General features: G+C 67.6%; 21 protein-coding genes and 1 riboswitch. Of the genes, 12 read left to right on the top strand and 9 right to left on the bottom strand.

Annotated features, from left to right (window positions below; genetic code table 11):
* Nucleotides 1-22: 22 nt before the first annotated feature.
* Nucleotides 23-511 (bottom strand): gamma-glutamylcyclotransferase family protein, encoded by a 489-nt coding sequence (locus L5G33_RS17875; protein WP_236999522.1) that lies wholly within the window; start codon nucleotides 509-511, stop codon nucleotides 23-25.
* Nucleotides 512-624: 113 nt separating this feature from the next.
* Between L5G33_RS17875 and L5G33_RS17870 the strand changes: the two genes are divergently transcribed.
* Nucleotides 625-2,028: an NAD(P)H-quinone dehydrogenase gene (locus L5G33_RS17870; RefSeq protein ID WP_236999521.1), complete on the top strand. Its 1,404-nt coding sequence runs from the start codon at nucleotides 625-627 to the stop codon at nucleotides 2,026-2,028.
* A 9-nt stretch (nucleotides 2,029-2,037) separates the two neighbouring features.
* Nucleotides 2,038-3,447, top strand: a complete 1,410-nt coding sequence (locus tag L5G33_RS17865; RefSeq protein ID WP_236999520.1) for an MFS transporter — start codon at nucleotides 2,038-2,040, stop codon at nucleotides 3,445-3,447.
* 65 nt (nucleotides 3,448-3,512) lie between these two features.
* Here the strand turns inward: L5G33_RS17865 and L5G33_RS17860 are convergent, their stop codons facing one another.
* The 3 genes from L5G33_RS17860 to glpK form a co-directional block, all read right to left on the bottom strand.
* Nucleotides 3,513-3,998, bottom strand: coding sequence for an SRPBCC family protein (locus L5G33_RS17860; protein WP_236999519.1), 486 nt, complete (start codon nucleotides 3,996-3,998; stop codon nucleotides 3,513-3,515).
* 32 nt (nucleotides 3,999-4,030) lie between these two features.
* Nucleotides 4,031-4,372 carry an ArsR/SmtB family transcription factor gene (locus L5G33_RS17855; RefSeq protein ID WP_236999518.1) on the bottom strand — a complete coding sequence of 114 codons (342 nt, stop codon included), beginning with the start codon at nucleotides 4,370-4,372 and terminating at the stop codon, nucleotides 4,031-4,033.
* Nucleotides 4,373-4,452: 80 nt separating this feature from the next.
* On the bottom strand, nucleotides 4,453-5,961 hold the full coding sequence (gene glpK, locus L5G33_RS17850; protein WP_308191596.1) for a glycerol kinase GlpK: 1,509 nt from the start codon (nucleotides 5,959-5,961) through the stop codon (nucleotides 4,453-4,455).
* A gap of 66 nt (nucleotides 5,962-6,027) precedes the next feature.
* Here glpK and L5G33_RS17845 point away from each other — a divergent pair, with 66 nt between their 5' ends.
* Nucleotides 6,028-7,770, top strand: coding sequence for a glycerol-3-phosphate dehydrogenase/oxidase (locus L5G33_RS17845; RefSeq protein ID WP_236999517.1), 1,743 nt, complete (start codon nucleotides 6,028-6,030; stop codon nucleotides 7,768-7,770).
* Here L5G33_RS17845 and L5G33_RS17840 read toward each other — a convergent pair whose 3' ends face one another.
* From L5G33_RS17840 to L5G33_RS17830, 3 genes are read right to left on the bottom strand one after another with little or no spacing between them, the layout of a single operon-like run.
* Nucleotides 7,771-8,199 carry a pyridoxamine 5'-phosphate oxidase family protein gene (locus L5G33_RS17840; RefSeq protein WP_236999516.1) on the bottom strand — a complete coding sequence of 143 codons (429 nt, stop codon included), beginning with the start codon at nucleotides 8,197-8,199 and terminating at the stop codon, nucleotides 7,771-7,773.
* 41 nt (nucleotides 8,200-8,240) lie between these two features.
* Nucleotides 8,241-9,029 carry a DNA-formamidopyrimidine glycosylase family protein gene (locus L5G33_RS17835; protein WP_236999515.1) on the bottom strand — a complete coding sequence of 263 codons (789 nt, stop codon included), beginning with the start codon at nucleotides 9,027-9,029 and terminating at the stop codon, nucleotides 8,241-8,243.
* A gap of 3 nt (nucleotides 9,030-9,032) precedes the next feature.
* Nucleotides 9,033-13,760, bottom strand: coding sequence for an ATP-dependent helicase (locus L5G33_RS17830; RefSeq protein WP_443669349.1), 4,728 nt, complete (start codon nucleotides 13,758-13,760; stop codon nucleotides 9,033-9,035).
* Between the two features lie 157 nt (nucleotides 13,761-13,917).
* Nucleotides 13,918-14,036, top strand: a riboswitch (cobalamin riboswitch).
* A gap of 40 nt (nucleotides 14,037-14,076) precedes the next feature.
* Here L5G33_RS17830 and L5G33_RS17825 point away from each other — a divergent pair.
* The 5 genes from L5G33_RS17825 (at nucleotide 14,077) to L5G33_RS17805 (ending at nucleotide 17,824) form a co-directional block, all read left to right on the top strand.
* Complete coding sequence (locus tag L5G33_RS17825) at nucleotides 14,077-14,304, top strand: CbtB domain-containing protein (protein WP_236999514.1); 228 nt, start codon at nucleotides 14,077-14,079, stop codon at nucleotides 14,302-14,304.
* A 39-nt stretch (nucleotides 14,305-14,343) separates the two neighbouring features.
* Nucleotides 14,344-15,150, top strand: coding sequence for a CbtA family protein (locus L5G33_RS17820; protein ID WP_236999513.1), 807 nt, complete (start codon nucleotides 14,344-14,346; stop codon nucleotides 15,148-15,150).
* Between the two features lie 11 nt (nucleotides 15,151-15,161).
* Nucleotides 15,162-15,638 carry a histidine phosphatase family protein gene (locus L5G33_RS17815; RefSeq protein WP_236999512.1) on the top strand — a complete coding sequence of 159 codons (477 nt, stop codon included), beginning with the start codon at nucleotides 15,162-15,164 and terminating at the stop codon, nucleotides 15,636-15,638.
* Between the two features lie 98 nt (nucleotides 15,639-15,736).
* The gene (locus tag L5G33_RS17810) at nucleotides 15,737-16,498 is read left to right on the top strand and encodes an 8-oxoguanine DNA glycosylase OGG fold protein (protein ID WP_236999511.1); all 762 of its coding nucleotides are present in this window, start codon (nucleotides 15,737-15,739) and stop codon (nucleotides 16,496-16,498) included.
* Nucleotides 16,499-16,597: 99 nt separating this feature from the next.
* Entirely contained in the window at nucleotides 16,598-17,824 is a 1,227-nt protein-coding gene (locus L5G33_RS17805) for an acyl-CoA dehydrogenase family protein (protein WP_236999510.1), read from the top strand.
* A gap of 110 nt (nucleotides 17,825-17,934) precedes the next feature.
* On the opposite strand, the gene L5G33_RS17800 is transcribed toward L5G33_RS17805, so the two are convergent.
* The gene (locus L5G33_RS17800; RefSeq protein ID WP_236999509.1) at nucleotides 17,935-19,434 is read right to left on the bottom strand and encodes a flavin-containing monooxygenase; all 1,500 of its coding nucleotides are present in this window, start codon (nucleotides 19,432-19,434) and stop codon (nucleotides 17,935-17,937) included.
* A gap of 154 nt (nucleotides 19,435-19,588) precedes the next feature.
* Between L5G33_RS17800 and L5G33_RS17795 the strand changes: the two genes are divergently transcribed.
* Entirely contained in the window at nucleotides 19,589-20,803 is a 1,215-nt protein-coding gene (locus tag L5G33_RS17795; RefSeq protein ID WP_308191595.1) for a PucR family transcriptional regulator, read from the top strand.
* Nucleotides 20,804-20,823: 20 nt separating this feature from the next.
* On the opposite strand, the gene L5G33_RS17790 is transcribed toward L5G33_RS17795, so the two are convergent.
* A complete protein-coding gene (locus L5G33_RS17790) occupies nucleotides 20,824-22,221 on the bottom strand; it encodes a short-chain fatty acyl-CoA regulator family protein (RefSeq protein WP_236999507.1) in 1,398 nt (465 codons plus the stop codon).
* A 119-nt stretch (nucleotides 22,222-22,340) separates the two neighbouring features.
* On the opposite strand from L5G33_RS17790, the gene prpD reads away from it, so the two are divergent.
* Genes prpD through L5G33_RS17775 form a run of 3 tightly spaced genes read left to right on the top strand, consistent with a single transcriptional unit; the run spans nucleotide 22,341 to nucleotide 25,968 of the window.
* Complete coding sequence (prpD, locus tag L5G33_RS17785; protein ID WP_236999506.1) at nucleotides 22,341-23,843, top strand: 2-methylcitrate dehydratase PrpD; 1,503 nt, start codon at nucleotides 22,341-22,343, stop codon at nucleotides 23,841-23,843.
* Nucleotides 23,843-24,784, top strand: coding sequence for a methylisocitrate lyase (prpB, locus tag L5G33_RS17780; RefSeq protein WP_236999505.1), 942 nt, complete (start codon nucleotides 23,843-23,845; stop codon nucleotides 24,782-24,784). The genes prpD and prpB overlap by 1 nt, the downstream gene beginning before the upstream one ends.
* A gap of 5 nt (nucleotides 24,785-24,789) precedes the next feature.
* Nucleotides 24,790-25,968: a bifunctional 2-methylcitrate synthase/citrate synthase gene (locus L5G33_RS17775; protein WP_236999504.1), complete on the top strand. Its 1,179-nt coding sequence runs from the start codon at nucleotides 24,790-24,792 to the stop codon at nucleotides 25,966-25,968.
* The last annotated feature ends 68 nt before the right edge of the window (nucleotides 25,969-26,036 follow it).

Below are 26,036 nucleotides of genomic sequence, written 5' to 3'. Positions count from 1 at the left end.
TAAATCCGCGATGCGAGGGGTGTCAGTCGTCGTCGAGCGGTGCGTCAGGGCCAGGACCCACGTTGCGGGCCTCGTGCAGGCGGAGCCGTTCGACGTAGTCGGCCGGGGCGCCCGCGACCTCCGCGGCGTCGGCCATCACGCCGAGATAGCGGGCCGACGGCAGACCGCCCTCGTACCCGTCGATCACGTACAGCCAGGCCAGAACCGGGCCGTCCGCAGTGTCGACTCGGGCGCGGATCTTGCGGTGGACGCCGAGTTCGGTGCCCTCCCAGCGGTCGAGGTTCTTCTCATCCTCGGGCGGGACGTCGTACAGGACGACGAAGACGCACGCACCGGGGTCGTCGCGATCCTCGGTGACGGTGGCGAGCGAGCCCTCCCAGCCGATGTCGTCTCCGGCGAAGGTCAGCCGCCATCCTTTCAACCACCCCGTCGACGACATGGGGGAGTGGGGCGCCCGCTGCAGCATCTGCGCGGGATCCATGTTCGAGGCGTAGGCGGCGTAGATCGGCACGGGCCAAGCCTATGCGCTCACGCAATGCGTCGCAGCCGTGACCCGGCTAAGTTTGTACAGGCGGCCCCGTCGAATCAGCAATTGGGGCGCAACAGCAATAGGAGAGTGCCACTGTGTCCAGAATCGTGATCATCGGCGGAGGCCCCGCGGGCTACGAAGCGGCCCTGGCGGGAGCCGCGTACGGCGCCGACATCACGATGATCGACGCGGACGGTCCCGGCGGAGCCTGCGTCCTGTGGGACTGTGTGCCTTCCAAGACCTTCATCGCGTCGACCGGTATCCGCACCGACGTCCGACGCGCACGCGACCTCGGCGTCCACGTCCAGGTCGACGCGTCGGCGATCGATCTGCCACGCATCCACCAGCGGGTGAAGGATCTGGCGTTCGCGCAATCGGCCGACATCCGGGCCCGTCTGACCAGCGAGGGCGTGAAGATCGTCGCCGGTCGTGCACGTCTGGCGCAGGCCCAGCCCGGTATCGGCGCGCACACGGTCATCGCGACCGCACCGGACGGTACCGAGCAGGAGTACGAGGGCGACGTCGTCCTCATCTCGACGGGTGCGTCGCCGCGGGTCCTGCCGTCGGCGGTGCCCGACGGCGAACGGATCCTCAACTGGCGTCAGCTGTACGACCTGCAGGTGCTGCCCGACCACCTGGTCATTGTCGGCTCGGGTGTCACCGGCGCCGAGTTCGCGCACGCCTACACCGAGTTGGGCGTCAAGGTCACTCTGGTGTCCAGCCGTGACCGGGTGCTGCCCCATGAGGACGAGGATGCTGCGCTCGTCCTCGAGGACGTGTTCTCGGAGCGCGGTGTGACGCTCATCAAGCATGCGCGCGCCGACCGGGTGACGCGCGACGCGGACTCCGCCACCGTGCACCTGGCCGACGGCCAGCAGGTGACCGGATCGCATGTGTTGATGACGGTCGGTTCGGTTCCCAACACCGACGGTCTCGGGCTCGACGACGCGGGAGTCGTCACCGACCGCAACGGCTACATCACCGTCGACCGGGTGAGCCGCACGTCGGTGCCCGGCGTCTACGCTGCGGGCGACTGCACGGGCCTGCTCCCGTTGGCGTCGGTCGCCGCCATGCAAGGCCGTATCGCGATGTACCACTCGTTGGGCGAAGGCGTCAGTCCCCTGCGGCTCAAGACGGTCGCGTCGGCCATCTTCACGCGACCGGAGATCGCGAATGTCGGTGTGTCCCAGAAGGCGATCGATGCGGGCGAGTATCCGGCCCGCACCGTGATGCTCCCGCTCAAAACGAACCCGCGCGCCAAGATGAGCGGCCTGCGTCGCGGCTTCGTCAAGATCTTCTGCCGACCAGCCACGGGGGTGGTGATCGGCGGCGTCGTCGTCGCGCCGAATGCGTCCGAGCTGATCCTGCCGATCGCGTTGGCCGTCGAGAACAAGCTGCAGGTGTCCGAGGTCGCGAACACCTTCTCGGTGTACCCGTCGCTGTCCGGGTCGGTCGCCGAAGCGGCGCGCCAACTTGTGCGCCACGACGATCTGGATTGATGGTCGACGTTGGCTTCTTGGTCTGAGCTGGCCGCCCGCGAACACCGTGCATCGGTGATCGTGCTCGCGGGCGGCGTCGCTCTCTATGCGATCAATGTCTATCTGACGACGAGTCTGCTGCCGAACGCCGTCGTCGACATCGGCGGTGAAGAGCTGTACTCGTGGACGATGACGGTGTTCCTCGTCGCATCCGTTATCTCGTCGATGTTGGTCAGCCGGGTGCTGTCCCGGTTCGGCGCCCGCTGGTCGTACGTGGCGGGCTTCGTTGGCTTCGCGGCGGGCACGGTGGTCGCGGGTGCGGCGCCGACGATGGTCGTGATGCTCGTGGGGCGCGGCGTGCAGGGTTTCGCGGGCGGGATCCTCGTCGGACTCGGTTTCGCCGTGGTGCGGACCGTGCTGCCTGCACGTCTATGGCAACGGTCGATCGCGTTGATGTCGGCGATGTGGGGTGTCGGGAACGTGATCGGCCCGATCGTGGGTGGCTTCTTCGCTCAGATCGGCGCGTGGCGGGCGGCGTTCGCTCTGCTCGCGGTGATTGCGGTCGCGTTGGTGGCGCTCACGTTCCGCGCGTTGCCCGCGGGCGCGGGGGAGGCGTCGGCCGACGCGGTCCCGTGGGGGTCGCTCGTGCTGTTGACGGGCGCGGCGGCCGCAGTGTCGATCGCGTCGATCGTCGACGGCGCGGCGACCGTGATCCTCCTGGTGGTCGCACTGCTCGCGGGCGTCGTGTTCGTCTGGTACGAGCGTGGCGCGGCGAACCGGGTGCTGCCGGAGATGACCTATCGTGGCCGGTCGCCGCTGCGATGGATCTACCTCGGCATCATCGTCCTGGCCATGGTGTCGACGGTCGAGATGTTCATCCCGCTGTTCGGCCAGCGGATCGGCGGACTGGGACCGCTCGCCGCGGGACTGCTCGGTGCAGCGATCTCGTGGGGATGGACGGTCGGCACGTTGTCGAGCAGCGGCGCAGAGACCGACCGGATGCGCCGCGTCGTCCGCGTCGCCGGCCCGCTGATCCTGGCGGCCGGACTGGCCGCCTACGGCCTCCTGCAGGTGAACGATCCGTCGACCTGGGTGATCGTCGGCTGGTATGTGACCCTGCTGTTCGCCGGAACCGGCATCGGCATGGCGATTTCGCACTGGTTCACCGCCGGGATGCGGGTGAGTACGGACGACGCCGAGGCCGCGCAGGCATCCGCGGGTCTCAACACGAGCCAGTTGATCGCGAACGCCTTCGGCTCGGCGATCGCAGGTGTCCTCGTCTCGCTCGGCGGTCCGGACGTCGTCGGCTCGGCACGGGTGCTGACCTTCGGTTTCGCCGCGCTCGCTCTGGTCGGCGTCGTCGTCGCGTTCCGTGAGTTCGCCGCCGCGAAGTCGTGGCGGGTCGAACCCACCCGCGCTGAGCACGACGTCCGACTGTGACGCCTTAACCCTCTACGTGGTGTCACCACTGACACCGACGAGAGGGTTAAGGCATCACTGTCGCGTCACGCGGCGAGTAGTGCGTCGATCTGGTTGATGGCGCCCGACGCGCCTTCGACGACGCCCATGTCGAGGACCTTCTGCAATTCGTCGGCGCTCGTGTACGACGACTTATAGACAGCACGCGTCCCGTTGTCGGTCGACGAGAACGTGTATGTGTTCACCGAGACTGGCATCGAGTCGACCGGGTTGAGGTCGGTGTCGGCGAACCCGTCGCGGAACGAGAACGACGACGTCGGGTCGATCGTGACGAACTCCCACCAGCCGCCGAACTTCTCGCCCTCCGGGGACGTCATGTAATAGGTGGCGCGCCCGCCGGGCGTGAAGTCGTGCTCGACGAACGTCGCCGGGAAAGTCGGCGGGCCCCAGATCTTCTCGAGTTGGCGGGGATCGGCGTAGATCTGCCACACGCGTTCGACCGGTGCGGAGAACTCCGCGGTGATCGTGAGGCTGAGGGCGTCGGTGTCGGTGGTGACGTCGATGACAGGCATGATGTGCTCCTAGGCGTGGAATGCTTTGCGTTTCAGGTGTTCTCGGACTCTTCATCGGCGAGTAGCTCGTCGATCCGGTTGATCCGGCCGCGCCAGATCTGTTCGATGTCGCTCAACATCGAGGACACCGATCGCACAGCCGCCACGTCGCCGGACGCCAACTGCCTGCGCCCGTCCCGTCGTTTGGTGATCAATCCCGCCTTCGTCAGGACTGCGACGTGCTTCTGTACCGCGGCGAAGCTCATGTCGTACTTCTCCGCCAACGCGCTGACCGAGTGCTCGCCGGCCAGGACACGCCGCAGGATGTCGCGACGTGTCCGGTCCGACAACGCGTGGAACAGTGCGTCTGCCCTGTCCTCGTCGTCCTCGGCCATGCATTAAACATACAACCAAAGAGTTGTATGTCAAGGCCGGGGAGACGACGAAGACGGGGTGAGGGGCGGGCGATCGACCCTTAGGCCAGCCCGAAACTATGCTCGACCGCCTGATTCCAGCCAGCGAACAATTCGTCCCGCTGCTCGTTCGGCATCCGCGGATCCCAACGCCCACCCTCGGCCCAGTTGGCGCGGATGTCGTCGGTCGACTCCCAGTAGCCGACGGCGAGACCGGCCGCGTACGCGGCGCCGAGGGCGGTCGTCTCGTTGACGACCGGTCGGACGACGGGCACGTCGAGGATGTCCGACTGGAACTGCATCAGCAGTTCGTTCACCACCATCCCGCCGTCGACCTTCAACGTGTTCAAGGTGACGCCGGAGTCGGCTTCCATCGCCTCGATGACCTCACGTGTCTGGTAGGCGCTCGCCTCCAGGACGGCGCGGGCGATGTGGTTGCGGTTCGCGAATCGGGTGAGGCCGACGATGACGCCGCGCGCGTCGGCACGCCAGCGCGGCGCGAACAGTCCGGAGAACGCGGGCACGAAGTAGACGCCGCCGTTGTCGTCGACGGCCCGCGCCAACTCTTCGACCTGGGCGGCGTCCGAAATGAGGCCCAGATTGTCGCGCAACCACTGGACGAGGGAGCCGGTCACCGCGATCGATCCTTCGAGCGCGTAACGGGCGTCGTCGTCACCGATCCGGTAACAGACCGTCGTCAGCAGTCCGTGATCGGAGTAGACGGGCTCGGTCCCGGTGTTGAGCAGCAGAAAATTGCCGGTGCCGTACGTATTCTTCGCTTCGCCCGGGTCCAGGCACGCCTGCCCGAACATCGCGGCTTGCTGGTCACCGAGGATCCCGGCCAACGGCACACCGGGAAGGGCGCCTTCCGCGCGCAGCGGTGCGATGACCTCCGAGCTGCTGCGGATCTCCGGCAGCATCGATACCGGGACGCCCATCTCGGCGCAGATCTGCTCATCCCACGCCAACGCGTGCAGGTCCATCAGCATGGTCCGGGACGCATTCGTCACGTCGGTCACGTGGAGTCCGCCGTCGACGCCGCCGGTCATGTGCCACGCCAGCCAGCAGTCCATGGTGCCGAATGCGAGCTCGCCGCGCTCGGCGCGTTCGCGGGCGCCGTCGACGTTGTCGAGGATCCACCGAATCTTGGGTCCAGCGAAATAGGCCGCGAGGGGGAGCCCGGTGCGCGTGCGGTACCGATCGACGCCCTCGTCGCCCGCCAGCTCCTCGCACAGGGCGTCGGTGCGGGTGTCCTGCCAGACGATCGCGTTGTGCACGGGTACGCCGGTAGCCCGATCCCACACCACTGTCGTCTCCCGTTGGTTGGTGATGCCGCACGCGACGATGTCGCCGGGAAGCAGTTCGACGGCCGCCATCGCGGCCGCGGCGACGCGGCGGGTGTTGCGCCAGATCTCGACCGGATCGTGCTCGACCCATCCGGCGCGCGGGAAGATCTGTTGGTGTTCGAGCTGCTCGGACGCGACCACTCGGCCCGCCCGGTCGAACACCATGGCGCGTGTGGACGTGGTTCCCTGATCGATTGCGACGACGTACTTTCCGCGTGAACTCACGGCCACAGTGTGTCATGTCACATCGTGACTGCGGTGCCGCACCTGCGTCATAGTAGGCTCGCGCGCATGGAGACCGAGTTCAATCCGGACCGACCTGCCGACCTCACCCCCGCCTACCGGAACGAAGCGTGGCGTCGGCTGGGCAGCGAGCAGTTCGACATCGTGGTGGTCGGCGGCGGCGTCGTCGGTGTCGGTGCGGCACTCGACGCGGCGACACGCGGTCTGCGCGTCGCGCTCGTCGAAGCCCGTGACATCGCGTCCGGGACGTCGAGCCGTTCGTCGAAGATGTTCCACGGCGGGCTCCGCTACCTCGAGCAACTCGAGTTCGGTCTGGTCCGGGAAGCGCTCCACGAGCGCGAGCTGTCGCTGCGGCTGCTGGCGCCGCACCTGGTGAAGCCGCTGCCGTTCCTCTACCCGTTGACCCGACGGATCTGGGAGCGCCCCTACGTCGCGGCCGGCCTGTTTCTCTACGACCGGATGGGCGGCGCGAAATCGGTTCCGGGACAACGCCACGTCTCCCGGTCGGGCGCACTGCGCGTGGCGCCGGGACTCAAGCGCCGAGCGCTCATCGGCGGCATCCGCTACTACGACACCGTCGTCGACGACGCCCGCCACAGCCTGACGTTGGCGCGGACCGCGTCGAACTACGGTGCGGTGATCCGCACGTCGACCCAGGCCGTCGGTTTCCTCACCGAAGCCGACCGGATCAAGGGTGTGAAGGTCCGCGACAGTGAGACCGGGGAGACCACCGAGGTCAAGGCGCACTGTGTGATCAACGCGGGCGGCGTGTGGACCGACGAAGTGCAGGCACTATCGAAACAACGCGGGCACTTCACGGTTCGCGCCTCTAAAGGCGTCCACATCGTGGTGCCACGCGACCGGATCGTCAGCGAGTCCGCAATCATCCTGCGCACCGCGAACTCGGTGCTGTTCGTCATCCCGTGGGAGACGCACTGGATCATCGGGACCACCGACACCGACTGGAACCTCGATCTCGCGCATCCGGCGGCGACCCGCAAGGACATCGACTACATCCTCGACCGAGTGAACACCGAGCTCGTCACCGCGCTGACGCACGACGACATCGAAGGCGTCTACGCCGGGCTGCGGCCGCTGCTGGCGGGCGAGGACGAGGGCACGTCGACGCTGTCGCGCGAGCATGCCGTCGCCGTCGTCGCTCCCGGACTCGTGTCGATCGCAGGCGGCAAATACACCACCTACCGGGTGATGGGCGCCGACGCCATCGACGCGTGCATCGACTACCTGCCGTCGCGGGTCGCGTCGTCAATCACCGAGCGGGTGCCGCTCGTCGGCGCGGACGGATACTTCGCGCTGATCAACCAGTGCGAGCACCTCGGACAGCGGTTCGATCTGCACCCGTACCGGATCCGCCGTCTCCTCAACCGGTACGGCTCGATGTTCGACGACGTGCTGCACTTCAGCGACGAGGATCCGTCGCTGCTGCGGCCGCTCGCCGCCGCACCCCAGTATCTGCGCGCCGAGATCGTCTATGCGGTCGCCGTCGAAGGCGCGCTGCACCTGGAAGACGTGTTGGCGAGGCGCACCCGGATCGCGATCGAGTACAGCCATCGCGGCGTCGACTGCGCTGTGGAAGTCGCCGAGCTCATGGCCCCGTACCTCGGGTGGGACGAGGCCGACGCGGCGCAGGAGGTCGCCACCTACACAGCACGGGTCGAAGCGGAGATCGCTTCGCAGCGCCAGCCGGACGACGAGTCGGCCGATGCTCTTCGCGCCGCAGCTCCCGAAGCCCGCGCCGAGATCCTGGAACCGGTGCCGGTCCCGGACTGATCAGCTGATGACGCGGTCGGGTTCCGGGCCGATAGTGAAGCGTCGACCGCTGATCTCGTCGACGGTGATCCGCACGTAGATCGTCTTGAGTGTCGGAATCCACGGGCGCAGGGGCGCCTGGTCGGCTTCGGCGATCTCGTCGGTCCCCGTCAGGATGTGGGCGGATCCTTTGGCGATGACGCTCCACCCGACCCGGCTCGTGAACGCGTCCGTCTCGAAGCACACGCGTTCGTTGACGGCCAACGACGACAGCTTGGTGCCTTCTGCTGTCCGCAACAGGATGGTGCGGTCGTCGACGTGGACGTTGAGGGGGAAGATCTCCGGCTGATTGTCGACACTTACCGCTAGACGTCCGAATACGGTGCCGCTCAACAGTTCCCAGGCCTGGGCCTCGGACATCTCGGTCACTGAGTCGTTATGCGTGGTCATACGCCCCATCCTTCCCCGCCACAGTGCCCGTGGCTAGGGACTTACGGCTGCTGGCATCGGGGACAGAAGTACGCGCTCCGCTCGCCCTGCCCGTCGAGCCCGCCGAGCATGTCCCGGACCACGGTGGTGCCGCACCTGCGGCAGGGGCGTCGATCCCGCCCGTATACCCACAGTTCGCGGCCCCGCGCGGTGACGCCGGTGGTCGACCGGATCGGCCGCAGCCGGTTCTCCCACAACAGGCGATGCGCAGTCTCGACGATCCCGGGCAGATCGACGTCGGCGACGCGCGCCGTCGGACGGACACGGTGCAGAAAGCAGATCTCGCTGCGGTACACGTTGCCGATGCCTGCGAGAAGGCGCTGGTCGAGGAGCGCGACGCCGATCGGAGTGTCGGGCGACCGAGCCAGGTTCGCGACGGCCGTGGCGGCGTCCCAGTTGTCGCCGAGCAGATCGGGCCCGAGGTGTGCGACAGCGGTCGCCGGGTCGGCAAGGACCTCGACGACCCCGAGATCGAACCCGACCGCTTCGACATCGTCGGTGCACAGGACGACGCGCGCGGTGTGCCCGGGCCTGCGCCATCGCGTACCGAGCGGCCCGACCTGCCAGCGGCCCTCCATCTTCAGGTGCGAGTGGATCGAGGCGGTGCGCTCGCCCGCGGATACGTCGATGAACAGGTGCTTTCCCACCGAGCGGACGCCGGTGACCGCCCACCCGGACAGGTCGGTGGTCGCATAGCGGGGCACTCGGAAGTCGGTGCGGGTCAGGGGTTTTCCGGCCAAACCGGCGCGGAGCCGGTGCGCGGCGGCGAACACGGTGTCGCCTTCGGGCACGCCTCAGCCCATCCTCGGGTCGTAGTTCATCCGGAGTCCGCGCGGCGTCGACGAGAATCCCGCGGCGCTCAACTCGCGGCCGAAGTCTGTCGACAGCACCGGTTGGCCGTCCACCTGATCGACGTGGATGCGTGGCACGCGGCCGGCGCGGACTGCGGCGACCACCGTGCGAGCCGCTGCCGCCAAGAGTTCGGCGTCGTCGGTGAACGTCAATACCGTCTTCCCACCGCGTTCGATGAACACGGCGAGATCGCCTGCGACGAGCGCGACGACCGCGCCGGCCTTGCGGCCCGGGCGGTGACCGGTGTCCTCGCGCGAAGGCCAGTCCAGTGCCGCGCCGTGCGGGTTCGCCGGGTCGGTCGACGCCAGCAGCACCGCCTCGGTCCGGCGGTCGCGGGGCACGTCGACCTCGTCGCGCAGCCGGTCAACGGTGTGTCCGGCCGCGAACTGGGCACCGCCCAGTCCGTCGACGTAGTAGCCGCGCCGCACCTGCCCGCTGTCTTCGAAGACGGTGAGCGCCTTGTACATCCGGGAGAAGCCGCCGTCGATCTCACTGACGGTCACCGCGCCCTTCGTGACGACACCGAACCGGTCGAGCAGGATCTCGCAGGTGGCGGCGGCCTGCGTCGTGGCGTCGATCGTCGGACGCTGCAGCGCCGACCACCGTCCGCCGAGCAGCGGTGGGACCGCCGCGGCGACACCGTCGACGCCCGCGAGGTATCGCGCCGAGAGTCGGGCGGTGCGCAGGCGCGGCGCGCGGCCCCGTGACGCGTGCGACGGCGACGACGGGCGGCTCCGTGTCGGATTCAGCGCCGCTCGGACCACCGAGAACGAGTCGTTCGTGACACGCCCGGCCCACACCAGGTCCCACAGTGCCGCCTGCATAGCCGAGTCGTCGGTTGCGGCGACGTCCCGCAGTTCGGGGGCCCGCAGCGCGTGGCCGCCGTCGAGGGCCGCGACGATCCGCTCGTGGAGTTCGGTGAGCTCGAGGTCGTCGGCGGGCCGCAGCGTGAGCGGCGCCGCGTCGGACAGGTGCAGCGCGATCCAGCCGTCCGACCCACCGATCGCGCCGTGCCCAGACCAGGTGACCTCGCCTGCGGCGAGCAGCTCGTCGAGCATTGCCGGCGTGTAGTTGCGGACCCGGGTCGGCAGGACGAGCGTCTCCCACGCCGACGCCGGGATCGGGTGCCCGGCGAGCTGTTCGACGACCTCGGCGACACCCGACACCCCCGTCAGCCGGGCCCGGTCCACCACATGCTGCCGGTCGAGCAGGAAGCGGGAGAACGCTTGCGTCGACACAGGTTCGACTTCGGCGCGCCCCGCGGCGAGCGACCCGCGGCGTAACTGGCCGAGTACCTCGTTGTGGCACCACTGCCGTTGCGCCGGCCCGTCGTAGGGAACGAACTCGCCGTCGAGAACGATGCGGCGGCCGGCCAGTGCGTCGAGGGCTCCGGCGACGACGGCGACCGCCATGCCGAGCGATTCGGCGGCCTCGTCCACCGTGAACGGTCCGTGCGTGCGCGCGAAGCGGTGCACCAGATCGCCGATCGGGTCGCCGACCGCGACGAGGAAGTCGGCGGGCACGCCGAGCGGGAGTGGGACGCCGAGCCCATCGCGCAGGCGGGCCGCATCCTCGACGGCCGCGAACAGTTCCCGGCCCCGATGGCGCACGGCGATCGCGCGGCCCGTCGTCGCGAGTTCGTCGAGTGCGGCCGCCGCGTCGACGTCGTCGCGGCACCTGGCGGCCACGTCGTCGACAGTCAGCGGTCCGAGCCAACGCAGTAGGTCTCCGACGTCCTCGGTGTCGCGGGCTCGGCGGTCGGGAGCGAGCCGTTGCAGGCGAGCCGTGACAGCGGCGATGACGTCGGGGTCGAGGAGTTCACGCAGGTCGACGCGGCCGAGGAGCTGCGAGAGCAGAGCAGTGTCGAGGGCGAGCGCGGTCGCGCGCCGCTCGGCCAACGGCGCGTCGTCGTCGTAGATGAACGCGCCGACATAGCCCAGCAGCATCGACGCCGCGAACGGCGACGGCGACGCCGTCTCGACTTCGACCACCCGGACCTTCCGTGAGCGGATCCGGGTCAGCAGCTCGATCAGCGCAGGCAGGTCGTACACGTCGGCGAGACATTCGCGGACCGTCTCCAAGACGATCGGGAAGTCGGGGAACTGGGCGGCGACCGCGAGGAGTTGCGCGCTGCGCTGGCGCTGCTGCCAGAGAGGCGCGCGTCGACCCGGATCGCGCCGGGGCAGCAGCAGGGCGCGGGCGGCGCACTCCCGGAACCGGGACGCGAACATCGACGAACCCGCCAACGCCTGCGTCACCTGGTCTTCGACGTCGTCCGGGTCGGCGAGGAACACGTCGGCACCGGGCGGCGCATCGTCGGTGTCGGGCAGTCGGACGATGATCCCGTCATCGGTCGCGGTGGTCGCGCCGTCGATCCCGAGACGCGACGACAACTGCGCTCCGATCGCCGATGCCCACGGCGCGTGCACGCGCAGCCCGTACGGGGAGTGCAAGACCAGCCGCCAGTCGCCGAGTTCGTCACGGAACCGTTCGACGACCAGTGTGCGGTCGGTGGGGAGCGTGCCGGTGGCCTCGCGCTGCTCGTGCAGAAGCGACGACAGGTTTCCGCGGGCACGATCGGTCAAACCCAGCCGCTCGGCCTGCTTCGCGAGCTTGTCGTCGTCGGAGATCGATCCGATGAACGCGCCGATCGCGGCACCGAGTTCGGCTGGCCTGCCCTGCGAGTCACCGATCCAGAACGGGAGTCGGCCCGGCATCCCGAACGCCGGGGTCACCAGCACGCGGTCGTGCGTGATCTCCTCGATCCGCCAACTCGACGCGCCCAACGCGAACACGTCGCCTACCCGCGACTCGTAGACCATCTCCTCATCGAGCTCACCGACTCGCCGAAGCTGACCGGAGTCGCTGCCCGAACCCGTCCCGTCGGGCCCGACCGTTCGGTTCCCGGCCCCCGCCAAGAACACCCCGAACAGTCCGCGGTCGGGGATGGTTCCGCCGGAGGTGACGGCCAGCCGCAGGGTGCCGCGCCGGGCGGTCAGGACACCCGCGGCGCGGTCGTAGTCGACACGCGGGCGGAGCTCGGCGAACTCGTCCGACGGATAGCGGCCCGAGATCAGGTCCAGGACGCCGTCGTAGACGTCGCGCGTCAACTCCTTGTACGGCATCGACCGGGTGACGGTCGCGTACCAGTCATTGACGTTCACGTCGTGCGCCGCAGTCTCGGCGATCGTCTGCTGCGCGAGGACGTCGAGCGGATTGGTCGGGACAGCGAGCGACTCGATCTGGCCGCGACCCATCCGATCGACCGTCACAGTCGCATGGATCAGGTCGGTGCGGTGTTTCGGATACAGGATGCCCCGGCTGATCTCGCCGACCTGATGCCCGGCACGCCCGATGCGCTGCAGACCGGACGCGACCGACGGCGGCGACTCCACCTGAACCACCAGGTCGACCGCACCCATGTCGATGCCCAATTCCAACGAACTCGTCGCCACGACGCACCGAAGACGACCCGACTTCAGGTCGTCCTCGATCGACGCCCGCTGATCCTTACTCACCGACCCGTGATGCGCCCGAGCGAGCACGCTCCCGGCTTCGGAAGTTTTGGGCCCGCTCGCTGCGCTCCCGGCGCCCGAATAGATGGGCCCGCTCGCTGCGCTCCCGGCGCCCGAGGTATTCCCGGATCCCGACTGGTACGACGGCATCCCGCCGGGCACAGACGGATTCGCCTTCGCAGGGTCGTGGGGTGCGCCCGCGCGGGCGGCGGCGATCTCGTTGAGCCGCGCCGTCAACCGTTCGGCGAGGCGCCGCGAGTTCACGAACACGATCGTCGACCGGTTCCGGCCGATCTCGTCGACGATCGACTCCTCGATGAACGGCCATAACGATCCGGCGGTCGGGGAGAACGCGTCGTCGAGGTCGGCCCCGGCAGTGGGGACTGGTGCCGGCAGGTTCGCCATGTCGTCGACGGGCACCTCGACGCGGAGGTCGAACGTCTTGGCGGCACGTGGTTTCACAATGGTGCACGGCGTCGCCCCGGACAGGAAGCCTGCGATCCGCTCCTCGGGGCGGACCGTGGCTGAGAGTCCGATGCGTTGCGCGCGGCGGGGGAGCAGGTCGTTGAGTCGTTCGAGCGACAGCGCCAGGTGCGTACCGCGTTTGGTGGCGGCCACGGCGTGCACCTCGTCGACGATGACCGTGTGGACGCTCGTCAATGTCTCCCGTGCCGATGACGTCAGCATCAGATACAACGATTCGGGCGTCGTGATCAGGATGTCCGGGGGCGTGCGTTGCAGGGCCCGACGGTCCGCCGCCGGGGTGTCGCCCGACCGCACGCCGACCGTCACCGACGGCGGCGGCGCCCCGAGCTCGGCGGCGGCGTGCGCGATGCCGGTCAGCGGCGCCGCCAGGTTGCGTTCGACGTCGACGCCGAGCGCCTTCAACGGCGAGATGTACAGGACGCTGACCCCCGAGCGCTCGGTGTCAGGGTCGCGGGTCAGCGTGTCGATCGCCCACAGGAATGCCGCGAGCGTCTTACCTGATCCGGTGGGTGCGACGACCAGTGTGTCGTCGCCGTTCGCGATCGCGTCCCACGCGCCGGACTGCACCGGCGTCGGGCGTGCGAAAGCCCCGGTGAACCAGCGTCGGGTGGCTGGCTGCATCCGGTCCAGTGCGGAGTCGCGGGTGGCCACATGACCATTCAATCGCATGGCACCGACAATCCGCGTCTGCCGCAGCCTCACCTACGTTCCCGCCTGCTCGTCTCGTCTCAGCAGCCTGCGCCCAGGCTGCTAGGACGGATCAAGGGGGCGGCAGCGTCGGTGAGGTTGCGCGAACGTACCTGAGGCTGTGGGGTGCGCCCAGGAGTATGGTCCTTTTCATCCCGGTGCGGGGAATTCGGTGAGAATCCGAAGCGGTCGCGCCACTGTGAGTTCTCGCCTGCGGGCGGGACGAGCCAGATCACCGGCCGGGTGTACCGCCACTACGACCCGGACGCCCGATCCGGAGGACAGGACGATCTGATCCATGACGCTTTCCGCCGTCTCACCCCAGGACGCGACCCGCGCCCTCGCTCTCCCCGATGTCTCCGTCGTCAGCACCGCACTGGTGCTGACTGCGACCGTGCTGGTCGCGGCGTTGGCCTACTACTTCCTCGGCTACGACCAGGGCGCCGTCTCGATCTTCGGAGACGACACCCACGTCCACGAGTTCATCCATGACTCGCGGCACTTCCTCGGCTTCCCCTGCCACTAGAACGAGGAAGAGACTCAGGACTGAGGAAGAGAACAGAACATGGAACGCAAATTCATCGGCGCAGGCCTGCTCTCCGGTCTGGTCGCCGGGCTCATCGCATATGCCTACGCACGCATTTTCATCGAACCGCAGGTCGCGAAGGCCATCGACTACGAAGGCGTCCGGTCCGACGCCGAAGCGATGCTGAGCGGCGAACACGAGCACGAGCACGAATTGTTCACGCGATCCGTGCAGGAGAACATCGGTGCGGGCATCGGCACTGTCGTCTTCGCCCTCGCGATCGGTGCGCTGTTCGCGGTCGCATTCACGGTGGCGTGGGCGTACGTCGGACGGCGTCGACCGTCGACCGACCCCCGTGCGCTGGCCGCCGCGCTGGCGGGGGTCGCATTCGTCGCGGTCATCGCCGTCCCGTTCTTCGTGTACCCGCCGAATCCGCCCGCCGTCGGTGAAGAGGACACGATCGGTTCGCGATCGAGTTCGTATCTGACAATCACGATCGTGTCGATCGTCCTGGCGATCGTCGGCGTCCTGGTCGCCACCTCGTTGTCGTCTCGGATCGGCGCCTGGTGGTCGAGCATCGTCGGCGCTGTCGTGTACCTGGTCGGCGTGAGCATCACCGCGTCGCTGCTACCGGAGTTCTCAGAGGTCCCGGGCCCGGTCATGGACGGCGATCGGATCGTCGCACCAGGCTTTCCCGGCCAAGTGGTCGCCGACTTCCGCGTCTACGCGATCGCCAACCAGGTGCTGTTGTGGGTGGTGCTGACCACCGTGTTCATCGGACTCCTCGGTCTGATGATGCGTCGCACCCGGTCGACGGTCGCGGCGGCCGAGAGAGTGTCGGCCTGAGCGTCACCGTTGTGGTCGCGGGCCGGACCGCGCCCAACCGTACGGTCCGGTTCGGCGGCGAACACGACGACCTCGACGTACGCGGGCAGCGCGACGTCGCCCGCCTCGCGGTGCCCGCGGCACCGACCTACCGCGTCGGGCCGGAGACCTCTGCGGTCCAGACCGCCGAGATCCTCGGTGTGCGCGCCGAAGTCGATCCGGCCCTCACGACCCTCGACGTCGGGCGGTGGCGCGGCCTCGCACCTGAGGAAGTCGAAGCAGAGGCGGACGCAGTCGAACTGTGGCAGTGGTTCACTGACCCGGACACGGCACCGCACGGAGGCGAGACGGTCCGCGACTTCGTCGCACGAATCCGGTCCGTCGTCCGTGACGGCGACGCGCTGATCGTCGCATCGCCCGTCGCGCAAGCAGTGGCCTGCGCGAGCGCTGCGACGTACTTCGCCGTCGACGTCCGTCCGTCGTCCGTGCTGTCGGTGAATCTGTCGTAGTCTTCGGAATCATCCCAGCAGGAATTGTCCCAGCAGAAATTGTCCCAGCAGGAATTGTCCCAGCAGGAATTGTCATAGCCGCGTGCCATCCTGCAGGTATGAAGCGGGGTGACGAGAAGCTGGTGGTGCCGAAAGACTGTGTTCACTGGTGTCACCGCCAGCCGTACGCGGAAACGGTCTTGGACGATTACGCCGAGGTCGACCTGGACAAGTGGAATCGGCAGTTGGAGGCGCTGCGCATCCCGGCGCGCGTCTACGCGGTGAACGCCGATGGTAGCCAGATCGAGTCGGGGGTCGGACACATCCGCCGAGGCGACCTCGACGCGGCGAGCACCACGCTCGACCTCGGTTCCGAGCCCGCGTTGAACAGGTTGTACCTGTGCGCCGCATGGCTCCGCTCGCACCGGGACCGGGGCGGCTACCGGCGCTTCCTGGATGTGCGCGATCCGCACGACGGTTACCGCCCGTTCGATCTCATCGCGCGAGCGCTCGACGCGTGCGAGGCCGAGCCCGCGCTGGTCCAGACTGGCGCGTTCCGCACCTGGTCGGGGTGGCCGGTCGCGCCGGGTGTCGGACACTCGCTGATGTCGCTGTACTGCTGGGCCGTCCACGGGGCGAAACCTGACCGGCCCCAGCTGCTCGACAAGTTCAGCGCGTCGAGCATGATCCGGTACGGCTGGATGGAGGACGGCGGGGCCTCCCAGTTCTCGGTGCGGACGTACGCCCGGTACTCCAACCTCATCCACCGCTGGGCCGGCCAGGCAGGCACTAAGCCTGAAATCGTGGAACTCTGGCTCAACCGCGACTGGCATCGGCGCCTCGACCGCGGCGTTCGGCAGGACGATCTGGCCCTGTGGTGACGATGCCCCGAAGCCGGTCGGGGCACGTTAGGCGTGCTCGTGTCGTGGACGCTACTGTCGTGAGCAAGGTAGAACACGTTTCAATTGCTTGGAGGTCGCATGTTCGAGTGGTCCGACGAAGACGTGATGGTGCGGGACGCCATCCGCGGGTTCATCGCGAAGGAGGTCAGCCCGCACATCGAGGAGCTTGAGAGCGGCGAACTCCCTCCGTACGACATCATTCGCAAGATGCTGGCGACGTTCGGCATGGACGCGATGAACGCCGAGAGCCTGGAGAAGGAACTCGCGGCGGAGGAGGCCGGCGAGAAGCGAGCGCCGAGCGGAGGGTCGTCGAGCCTGGGAAGTTCGATGTTCCTCATCCTCAACATGGAGATGGCGGGCGTCAGCTTGGGCACGATCGGCTCGATGGGCGTCTCGATGGGGCTGACGGCGTCGACGATCCGCAGCCGCGGCACACTCGCACAGAAGCGGCGGTGGCTGCCCGACCTGGTCACGATGCGCAAGGTCGGTGCCTGGGCGATCACCGAGCCCGACAGCGGCTCGGACGCGCTCGGCGGCATGAAGACCACCGTCCGGCGCGACGGCGACGACTACATCCTCCGCGGTAACAAGACGTTCATCACCAACGGGCCGTACGCAGACACGATCGTCGTGTTCGCCAAACTCGACGAGGGCGACGGAACTCCGATGCGTGAGCGGAAGGTGTTGACGTTCGTCCTCGACGGCGACATGCCGGGCCTGACGCGCGGCAAGCCCTTCAAGAAGATGGGCATGATGAGTTCGCCGACCGGCGAGTTGTTCTTCGACGAGATCCGGTTGACGCCGGACCGCCTCCTCGGCGAGACCGAGGACACCGGAGCCGACAAGCGTGGCGGCGACAGCGCGAAGTCGGGCTTCACCGCCGAGCGGATCGGCATCGCAGCACTCTCGCTCGGCATCATCAACGAGGCGCAACGACTGTCGATCGACTATGCGCGCAAGCGCACGCTGTGGGGACAGGAGATCGCGAAATTCCAGCTCATCCAGCTCAAGCTCGCCGAGATGGAGGTGGCGCGACTCAACGTGCAGAACATGCTGTTCGTCGCGATGGAGGCGTCGAAGGCAGGCAAGCCGCCGACTCTCGCGCAGGCGTCGGCGATGAAGCTGTACTCGTCCCGGGCGGCCACCGAGGTCGCCATGGAGGCCGTGCAACTGTTCGGCGGTAACGGCTACATGGCCGAATACAAGGTCGAGCGGCTGGCCCGCGACGCGAAGTCGTTGATGATCTACGCAGGATCGAACGAGATCCAGGTGACGCATGTCGCGAAGGGGCTCCTCGCTGACTGACAACAGTCGACTGGGGAAACACTAAGCAGGGCCGGGGCGACGACCGCCCCGGCCCTGCTCGTGATCTGAGTGCCTGCTTGTGAGGTGAGTGCCTGCTCGTGAGGTGAGTGTCAGACGGCCGCAGTCTCGGCGGGCACGCTCACGCGACGGTAATCGAGGTAGTCGTCGACGATGTCGCCCTTGCGGAGCTGCTTGACGTCGGCCGAGACGGCCATGGTCATCGTCCACGGGGCTTCGGTGCCCTGCTTGGGCAGCCAGTTCAGCGCCCGCTGGACGTAGCCCGCGCCGAAGTCGAGGAGTGGGCGCGTATCCATGTTCTTGTCGGCGACGGCACGGACCGAGGTGTACTCGCTCGCGTCCATGTAGGTCAGCATGCGGCAGAAGTATTCGCAGAGCAGCCCGATCTTCAACGTCCACGATGAATTCGTGTAGCCGATCGCCATGGCGAAGTTCGGTACGCCCGACAGCATCATGCCGCGATAGGCGACGGTGTCCGAGAGGTCGACCGTCTCGCCGTCGACCTTGATCTCCATGCCGCCGAACAACTGCAGGTTGAGGCCGGTCGCGGTGACGACGATGTCGGCGTCGAGTTCGGTGCCGTCCTCCAGGAGGATGCCGTTCTCGGTGAACGTCTTGATGCGGCCGGTTTCGATCGACGCGGTGCCCTTGCTGATGGCCTTGAACAGGTCGCCGTCGGGCACGACGCAGAGCCGCTGGTCCCACGGGTTGTACGGCGGGTTGAAGTGGGTGTCGACGTCGAAGTCCTTCGGCAGCAGCGCCGTGTTGGTCGCCCGGATGATCTTGCGAGCGGGCTTCGGGTACCGCTGGCAGAGGTTGAAGACGATCTTCTGCTGAAGAATGTTCTTCTGGCGGCTCAGCGCATAGCCACGATCGGCGCCGAGGACCTTCTTCATGAAGTTCGAGATCGCGTCCTCGCGGGGGAGCGGGATCACGTAGGTGGGAGTGCGCTGCAGCATCGTGATGTGTTCGGTCTCGCCTGCCATCGACGGGACCAGGGTGACGGCCGTCGCGCCGGAACCGATGACGACCACCTTCTTACCCGCGTAGTCCAGGTCCTCGGGCCAGTGCTGCGGGTGGACCACCTGGCCGGCGAACTTCTCGATGCCCGGGAACTCGGGGGTGAACCCTTCGGCGTAGTTGTAGTAGCCGGTGCCCGAGAACAGCCAGCGGGCCTGGATCACGAAGTCGTCATCGGTGTCGTTGCGGTGGACGGTCACGTTCCACACCTGCTCGGCCTCGGACCAGTCGACGGAGGTGGCGCGACGGTTGTACACGATGACTTCTTCGAGGCGGTCCTCGGTGATCGCCTCGTGCAGGTAGTCGAGGATGCGTGGAGCGTCGGCGATCGCCTGTGGGTCGCGCCACGGTTTGAACTCGTAGCCGAAGGTGTTCAGGTCCGAGTCCGAACGGATGCCCGGGTACTTGAACAGGTTCCAGGTGCCGCCCGCGACGTCGCGGGACTCGATGATCGCGAAGCTCTTCGACGGGTGCTCGGTGCGCAGGTAGTGTCCCGCGCCGATCCCGGAGATTCCTGCTCCCAGGACGAGCACGTCGAGCGGGCCGTCAGTGAGGATGGCGTCAGTGGTCATGGCCTGTCCGTTCTTGTCGAGATTCTCCGGCGGTCCCGTGCCGATGCAGTGGTCCGTCGACGATCAGTGTGTATCAATGATCGTTGTTACAGTGGCCCCTGTGCAAGGGTGAATCGCATCAGTTGTGCGCGGGGTGCAGTGCATAATGCACCACATGGACTTGTTTCCTGTGGATACTCCAGTGACCCCTGCCGTCGCCGAACTGATCCGGACGGGAGTGCGGGCCGTTCTCGATGCGCCGCCGGAGTGGATCGCCGAGCTCAACTCGGCCGCGACCAGCGGGGCGGGCATGGAGGGCGTCGCTGGCGATTCGCCGCTTCTGGAAGTCGCTTTGCGGATCAACGCCGGGAATCTCTCGCATTGGGCGGCGGTCAACATGGTCGAGCCGGGGGCTCGCGTCCCCGTCGCGATCACTGAGGAGGCGCGAGCCTACATCCGCGATCTCGCACGTCGAGGGTTCGACTCGCGGGCACTCGATTCGTTTCGGACCGCTCAGAATGTCGCGTGGCGGTTGTGGATGCAAATCTGCTTCGGCCTCACCGACGATCCCGAACTCCTGCGCGAACTGCTCGAGGTCACGTCGACGTCGATCGCCAGATTCATCGACGACACGGTCCGCGAACTCGCGGAACTGATCGAGACGGCTCGTGCCGAACTCGCCGCTGACACGCACGCCCAGCGGCGAGCAGCCGTCGCGCTGGTGCTCGAAGGCGCGCCGATTACCGCCGAACGAGCGGAGAGCCAGCTGCGGTACCGACTGGACGGCCCGCACACCGCGCTGGTGCTGGTCGGCGACCCGGGGACGCCGCCGGAGGACCTCGAGGCGACATGCGAGTCGATCATGGAGGCGAGCGGTGTGACGCGGCGGCTCGTCGTCATCTCCGGAGCGTCGGAACTGTGGGTGTGGCTGCCGACGGCGACGGTGGCTGCCGACGACGCTGTGTCGGCTCATCCCGGGGTCCGCGTCGCGATCGGATCGGCGGGGGAGGCGCGGGACGGGTTCCGCACCAGTCATTTCCAGGCACTCACTGTGCGACGGCTGCTGGGGCGTCCGCGGTCCTCGAGACGGGTGGCCCGGTACGAGCAGGTGCGACTGGTCGCGCTGCTGGGGGAGGACCGGGCAGCTGCCGACGAGTTCGTGACGTCCACACTCGGCGAGTTGAAAGGCGCCGACGTCCAGGTCCTGGAGTGCGTCCGCGCGTGGTTCGCCGCGGGGTGCCGAGTTAGTGAGACGGCCGCGGTGCTGTACACGCACCGCAACACCGTCCTCCGTCGGCTCGCGCGTGCGGATGCTCTGCTACCGGTCCCCGTTCGCGAGAACCCCGTCCACGTCGCTGTCGCACTGGAATTGCTCGACTGGATCGTGTGAGTGCGGCCGCGCTAGCTCCCTCAGGCAGGACGGTACGGGACTGAGTCGCTGACGAGTTCGTCGACGTGGATTCCGTGGCCGAGCATCGGGAAGGCGCGTTGCGGGCAGGCCGGGCGGTCGCACACCTTGCAGCCGCCGCCGATGGGGACGACGGTGCGGGGATCGGTGAAGTCGATGCCGGTCGTGTACACGAGTTCGTCGGCGTGCGCGAGGTCGCAGCCGAGGCCAATCGCGAACTCGGCAGCCGTCGACAGGTGGCCCGGCGCGGACGTGTCGGTGGTCCGCGCCAGCCAGAAGTACTTGCGGCCGTCGGGCATCTCCGAGACCTGCGTGCGGATGCGGCCCGGTGTCGAGAATGCGTCGTGGACCACCCAGAGCGGACAGTTGCCACCGACACGAGAGAAGTGAAACGCCGTCGCCGATTGCCGTTTCGAGATGTTCCCGGCTCGATCGACGCGGACGAAGATGAACGGAATCCCGCGGTCGCCTGGCCGCTGCAGCGTCGACAGCCGGTGGCAGACCGTCTCGAACCCGACCTCGAACCGTCGGGCGAGGAGTCCGATGTCATAACGGAGTTCCCGTGCGGCCGAGGCGAAGCGACCATAGGGGAGCACGAGCGCGCCCGCGAAGTAGCTCGCCAACCCGACTCGGAGGACGGCTCGGGAACCCTCGGCCACCGACGACGCCGCGATCAACGCATCGATCTGCTCGCGGTGGGACAGCAGAGCCACCTGGGTGGCCAACGCGAAGGCGCGTTGCCCGGCCGTCAGATGTCGCGCCAGAGTGACGGTCGACGACTCCGGATCGAAACGGCGTTTCGCCGTCGACGGGTCCGTCGACGAACCGATCACCACACGGACGCCGAAGACGTCGTCGAGATGATCGGCCAACTGCAGGTCGAGGCCGCCGACGGTGAAGCGGGCGTCGGTGAACAGGTCCTCTGCGGCGACGTCCAGCTCAGCGATGTGATTGCGGCGATCGTAGAAGTAGTCGCGGACCTGCTCGAACGGCGTCACTGGGGCGTCGGGGGCCACGGTGTCGGCGGATCGACGGTCTTCGAGCGCGGTGGTCGCCGCGCTGAGTCTGCGATGCAGCGTGACCAGTGTCCGACCTACGGACGGCATCCGCGAGACCAACTCGGCGATCTCGGCGCGATCGGCCGGGTCGCCGTGCGCGAGAAGCGCATCGGCGACGTCCGCCGACAGTCGGGCATCACCTGAGTCGGCGAAGAAGTCTGCCGGCAGGTCGAACGTTGACGTGAGGTTCAACAGCACCGGCACAGTGATCGGACGCTGGTCGTTTTCCAACTGGTTCACATAGGTCGTCGACAGGTCGACGCGTCGCGCGAGAGCTGCCTGCGAGATGCCGAGATCGGCGCGCAATCGGCGCAGTCGCGCGCCGACGAAGGTCTTCGCCATGAGAGTGACTCTACGTCACCGCGTGTACGCAACATACGCATAAATCCATCAAAGAATCCGCAGAAATACGCATCTGCCAGGTCTTTCTATCGATACCTCGTCGTGCGTACGGTGCAAATATGATCAATCACGAAGTACGTACACGTCGCAGTGCAGAGGATTTCCCGATCGAGGAGCACCTGGCGTACAAGATCGCCCAGGTCGCGGTCGACCCGGTGGAGGTGCCTCCCGAGACTGCCGAGATGATCGTCAACCGGATCATCGACAACGCCGCGGTGAGTGCGGCGTCCGTGGCCCGTCGACCGGTCACGAGCGCGCGACGTCAAGCGCAGTGCCGCCCGCTGACCGGCGGCTCAACCGTGTTCGGCGTCGACGGTGAGTACGCACCAGAATGGGCGGCGTGGGCCAACGGGGTCGCCGTCCGCGAACTCGACTTCCACGACACGTTCCTCGCGGCCGAATACTCACATCCCGGCGACAACATCCCGCCGCTCGTCGCCGTCGCGCAGCGCACGGGAGCCAGTGGAGGCGATCTGATCCGCGGACTGGCCACCGCGTATGAGATCCAGATCGACCTCGTTCGGGGGATGTGCCTGCATGAGCACAAGATCGACCACGTCGCACACCTCGGGCCGTCGGTCGCCGCGGGCATCGGCACCATGCTCGGCCTCGACGTCGACACCGTCTACCAGGCCGTCGGCCAGGCGCTTCACCTGACGACCGCCACCCGCCAGTCGCGCAAGGGTCTCATCTCCAGCTGGAAGGCCTACGCGCCGGCGCACGCGGGCAAGATCGCCGTCGAAGCCGTCGACCGTGCGATGCGCGGCGAGGGCGCCCCCGCTCCGATCTGGGAAGGCGAAGACGGGGTGATCGCCTGGCTGCTCGGCGGGCCCGACGCGCGCTACACGGTGCCGCTCCCCGGCCCCGGTGAAGCCAAGCGCGCGATCTGTGACAGCTACACCAAGGAGCACTCGGCCGAATACCAGAGCCAGGCCCCGATCGACCTGGCGCGGCGCATGCGGGGCCGGATCGGCGATCTCGATCAGATCGCGTCCATCGTCCTGCACACCAGCCATCACACGCACTATGTGATCGGCACCGGTTCGAACGACCCGCAGAAGTTCGATCCGACCGCCAGCCGCGAGACGCTCGACCACTCGGTCATGTACATCTTCGCCGTCGCGCTCCAGGACGGCGAGTGGGATCACGAGCGCTCCTACGCACCGGAGCGAGCGGCGCACGCCGACACCGTCGAACTGTGGAAGAAGATCTCGACTGTCGAAGACCCCGAGTGGACGCGCCGCTATCACTCGACCGACCCGAACGAGAAGGCGTTCGGCGCACGCGCCGTCGTCACCCTCAAAAGCGGCGAGGTCATCGAAGACGAGCTCGCCGTCGCCGACGCGCACCCGCTCGGCGCCCGCCCGTTCGCCCGTACGCAGTACCTCGACAAGTTCGCCCGCATGGCCGACGGCGTGGTCGAGCCCGCCGAGCAGGCACGGTTCACCGCCGCCGCCACCGGACTACAGTCCCTCGCCGCCGATGCCCTCGGTGGACTGAACGTCCGTGTGCTCGACGACGTGCTCGCCTCCGCGCCCGCCACCGGTGCGGGACTCCTCTGATGGCGGGACAGACCACCGGGCTCTTCAGCTCCGGCGTAAGCGACGCCGTCAAGCGCGCGAATCTGCGCGCCGCTCTCGACTCCGGCGATCTGCAGCGGTGGCCCGGCGCATTCAGCCCGCTCGTCGCGAAGATCGTCGCCGACGCCGGCTTCGAGGGCGTGTATGTCTCCGGCGCGGCGCTGGCCGCTGATCTCGGGCTGCCCGACATCGGCTTGACGACCCTCACCGAGGTCGCTGCGCGCGGCGGATCGATCGCCCGGGCGACCGATCTCCCGACGCTCATCGACGCGGACACCGGGTTCGGTGAGCCGATGAGCGCCGCCCGCACCATCACCACGCTTGAGGACGCGGGGCTGGCCGGCTGCCACCTGGAAGACCAGGTGAATCCGAAACGGTGCGGTCACCTCGACGGCAAGGAAGTCGTCCCGACCGAGGACATGCTCCGGCGCATCGCGGCGGCCGTCGGCGCCCGGCGCGACCCGAACTTCATCATCTGCGCGCGCACCGACGCCCGCGGTGTGGAGGGGCTTGACGCCGCCATCGACCGGGCGAAGGCCTACGTCGACGCGGGCGCCGACCTCATCTTCACCGAGGCGCTCGCCGATGAATGGGAGTTCGAGACCTTCCGCAGGGCGGTCGACGCCCCGCTCCTGGCCAACATGACCGAGTTCGGAAAATCGGAGCTGCTCACCACAGATCAGTTGCGCGACCTCGGATTCAATGTCGTGATCTACCCGGTCACCACACTCCGGCTCGCGATGGGCGCCGTCGAATCCGGACTGGCCGCCATCGCGGAGACCGGCACACAGGCGGGGCAGCTCGACGTCATGCAGCACCGAGCGCGGCTCTACGAGTTCCTCCGCTACTCCGACTACAACGCCTTCGATCAGAACCTCTTCACCTACACCAGACCGCGCTCCGACCGCAGATCAGGGAAGTGACCCCCATGAGTACTGAATCAACTCTGAATACCGAATCAACCCCGCGTACTGAATCAACCCCGCGTACTGAATCAACCCCCACCATCTACAAGGGGCTCGCCGGGGTCGTCGTCGATACGACGGCCGTCTCTAAAGTGGTGCCCGAAACCAACTCGCTGACCTACCGCGGCTACGCCGTGCAGGAGTTGGCGGGGAACTGCTCGTTCGAGCAGGTCGCGTACCTGCTGTGGTATGGCGAACTGCCGACCGATGCGCAGTTGGCGCAGTTCACCCAGCGTGAACGGGCCAGCCGTCGGCTGGACCGGTCCGCGCAGGCTGTGTTGGCGCGGACACCGGACACCTGCCACCCGATGGACGTGGTCCGCACCATGATCAGCTACCTGGGCACCGAGGATCCCGACGAGGACTCCACCGATTCGGCGACGCTCATGGCCAAGGCACAGCGGATGTTCGCGATCCTCCCGACGATCGTGGCGGCGGACATGCGACGGCGCCGCGGCCTCGACCCGATCGAACCACACCACGCACTCGGATATGCCGAGAACTTTCTGACGATGTGTTTCGGCGAGATCCCGGATCCGGCGATCGTGCGGGCCTTCGAGAAGTCGATGATCCTGTACGCGGAGCACAGCTTCAACGCGTCGACGTTCTCCGCGCGGGTCGTGACCTCGACCGGGTCGGACATGTATAGCGCCGTCACCGCGGCGATCGGCGCTCTGAAGGGCTCGCTGCACGGCGGCGCGAACGAGGCGGTCATGTACGACATGATCGAGATCGACAGTCCGGAACGCGCGCGGCCGTGGCTCGCCGCCAAGCTCGACGCCAAGGAGAAGGTGATGGGTTTCGGCCACCGTGTCTACAAGAACGGCGACTCCCGCGTTCCTACCATGTACGACGCTCTCGTCGAGGTGTCCGAGCATCTCGGACAGAGCAAATGGCTGCGGATCTACCGCGAACTCGAAGCGGAGATGACCTCACGCACGGGCATTCTGCCGAACCTAGACTTCCCGACCGGCCCCGCCTACCACCTGATGGGCTTCGACATCGGCGCCTTCACCCCGATCTTCGTGATGAGCCGGATCACCGGGTGGACCGCCCACATCATGGAGCAGTCTGCGTCCAACGCGCTGATCCGTCCGCTGTCGGCCTACAACGGTCCGCAGCAGCGCCGGATGCCTGCGTGACGTCAGATTCCCCGCTCAGGGGCGCCGACCGCTTGTGCGGCCGGTGTCGGTGCTGAGCGGGGAATCTG

Source organism: Gordonia liuliyuniae (genome assembly GCF_021738805.1).
Taxonomy (GTDB): domain Bacteria; phylum Actinomycetota; class Actinomycetes; order Mycobacteriales; family Mycobacteriaceae; genus Gordonia; species Gordonia liuliyuniae.
The sequence above is the reverse complement of the archived record's forward strand: the minus strand, read 5'-3'. Positions and strand labels throughout refer to the sequence as shown.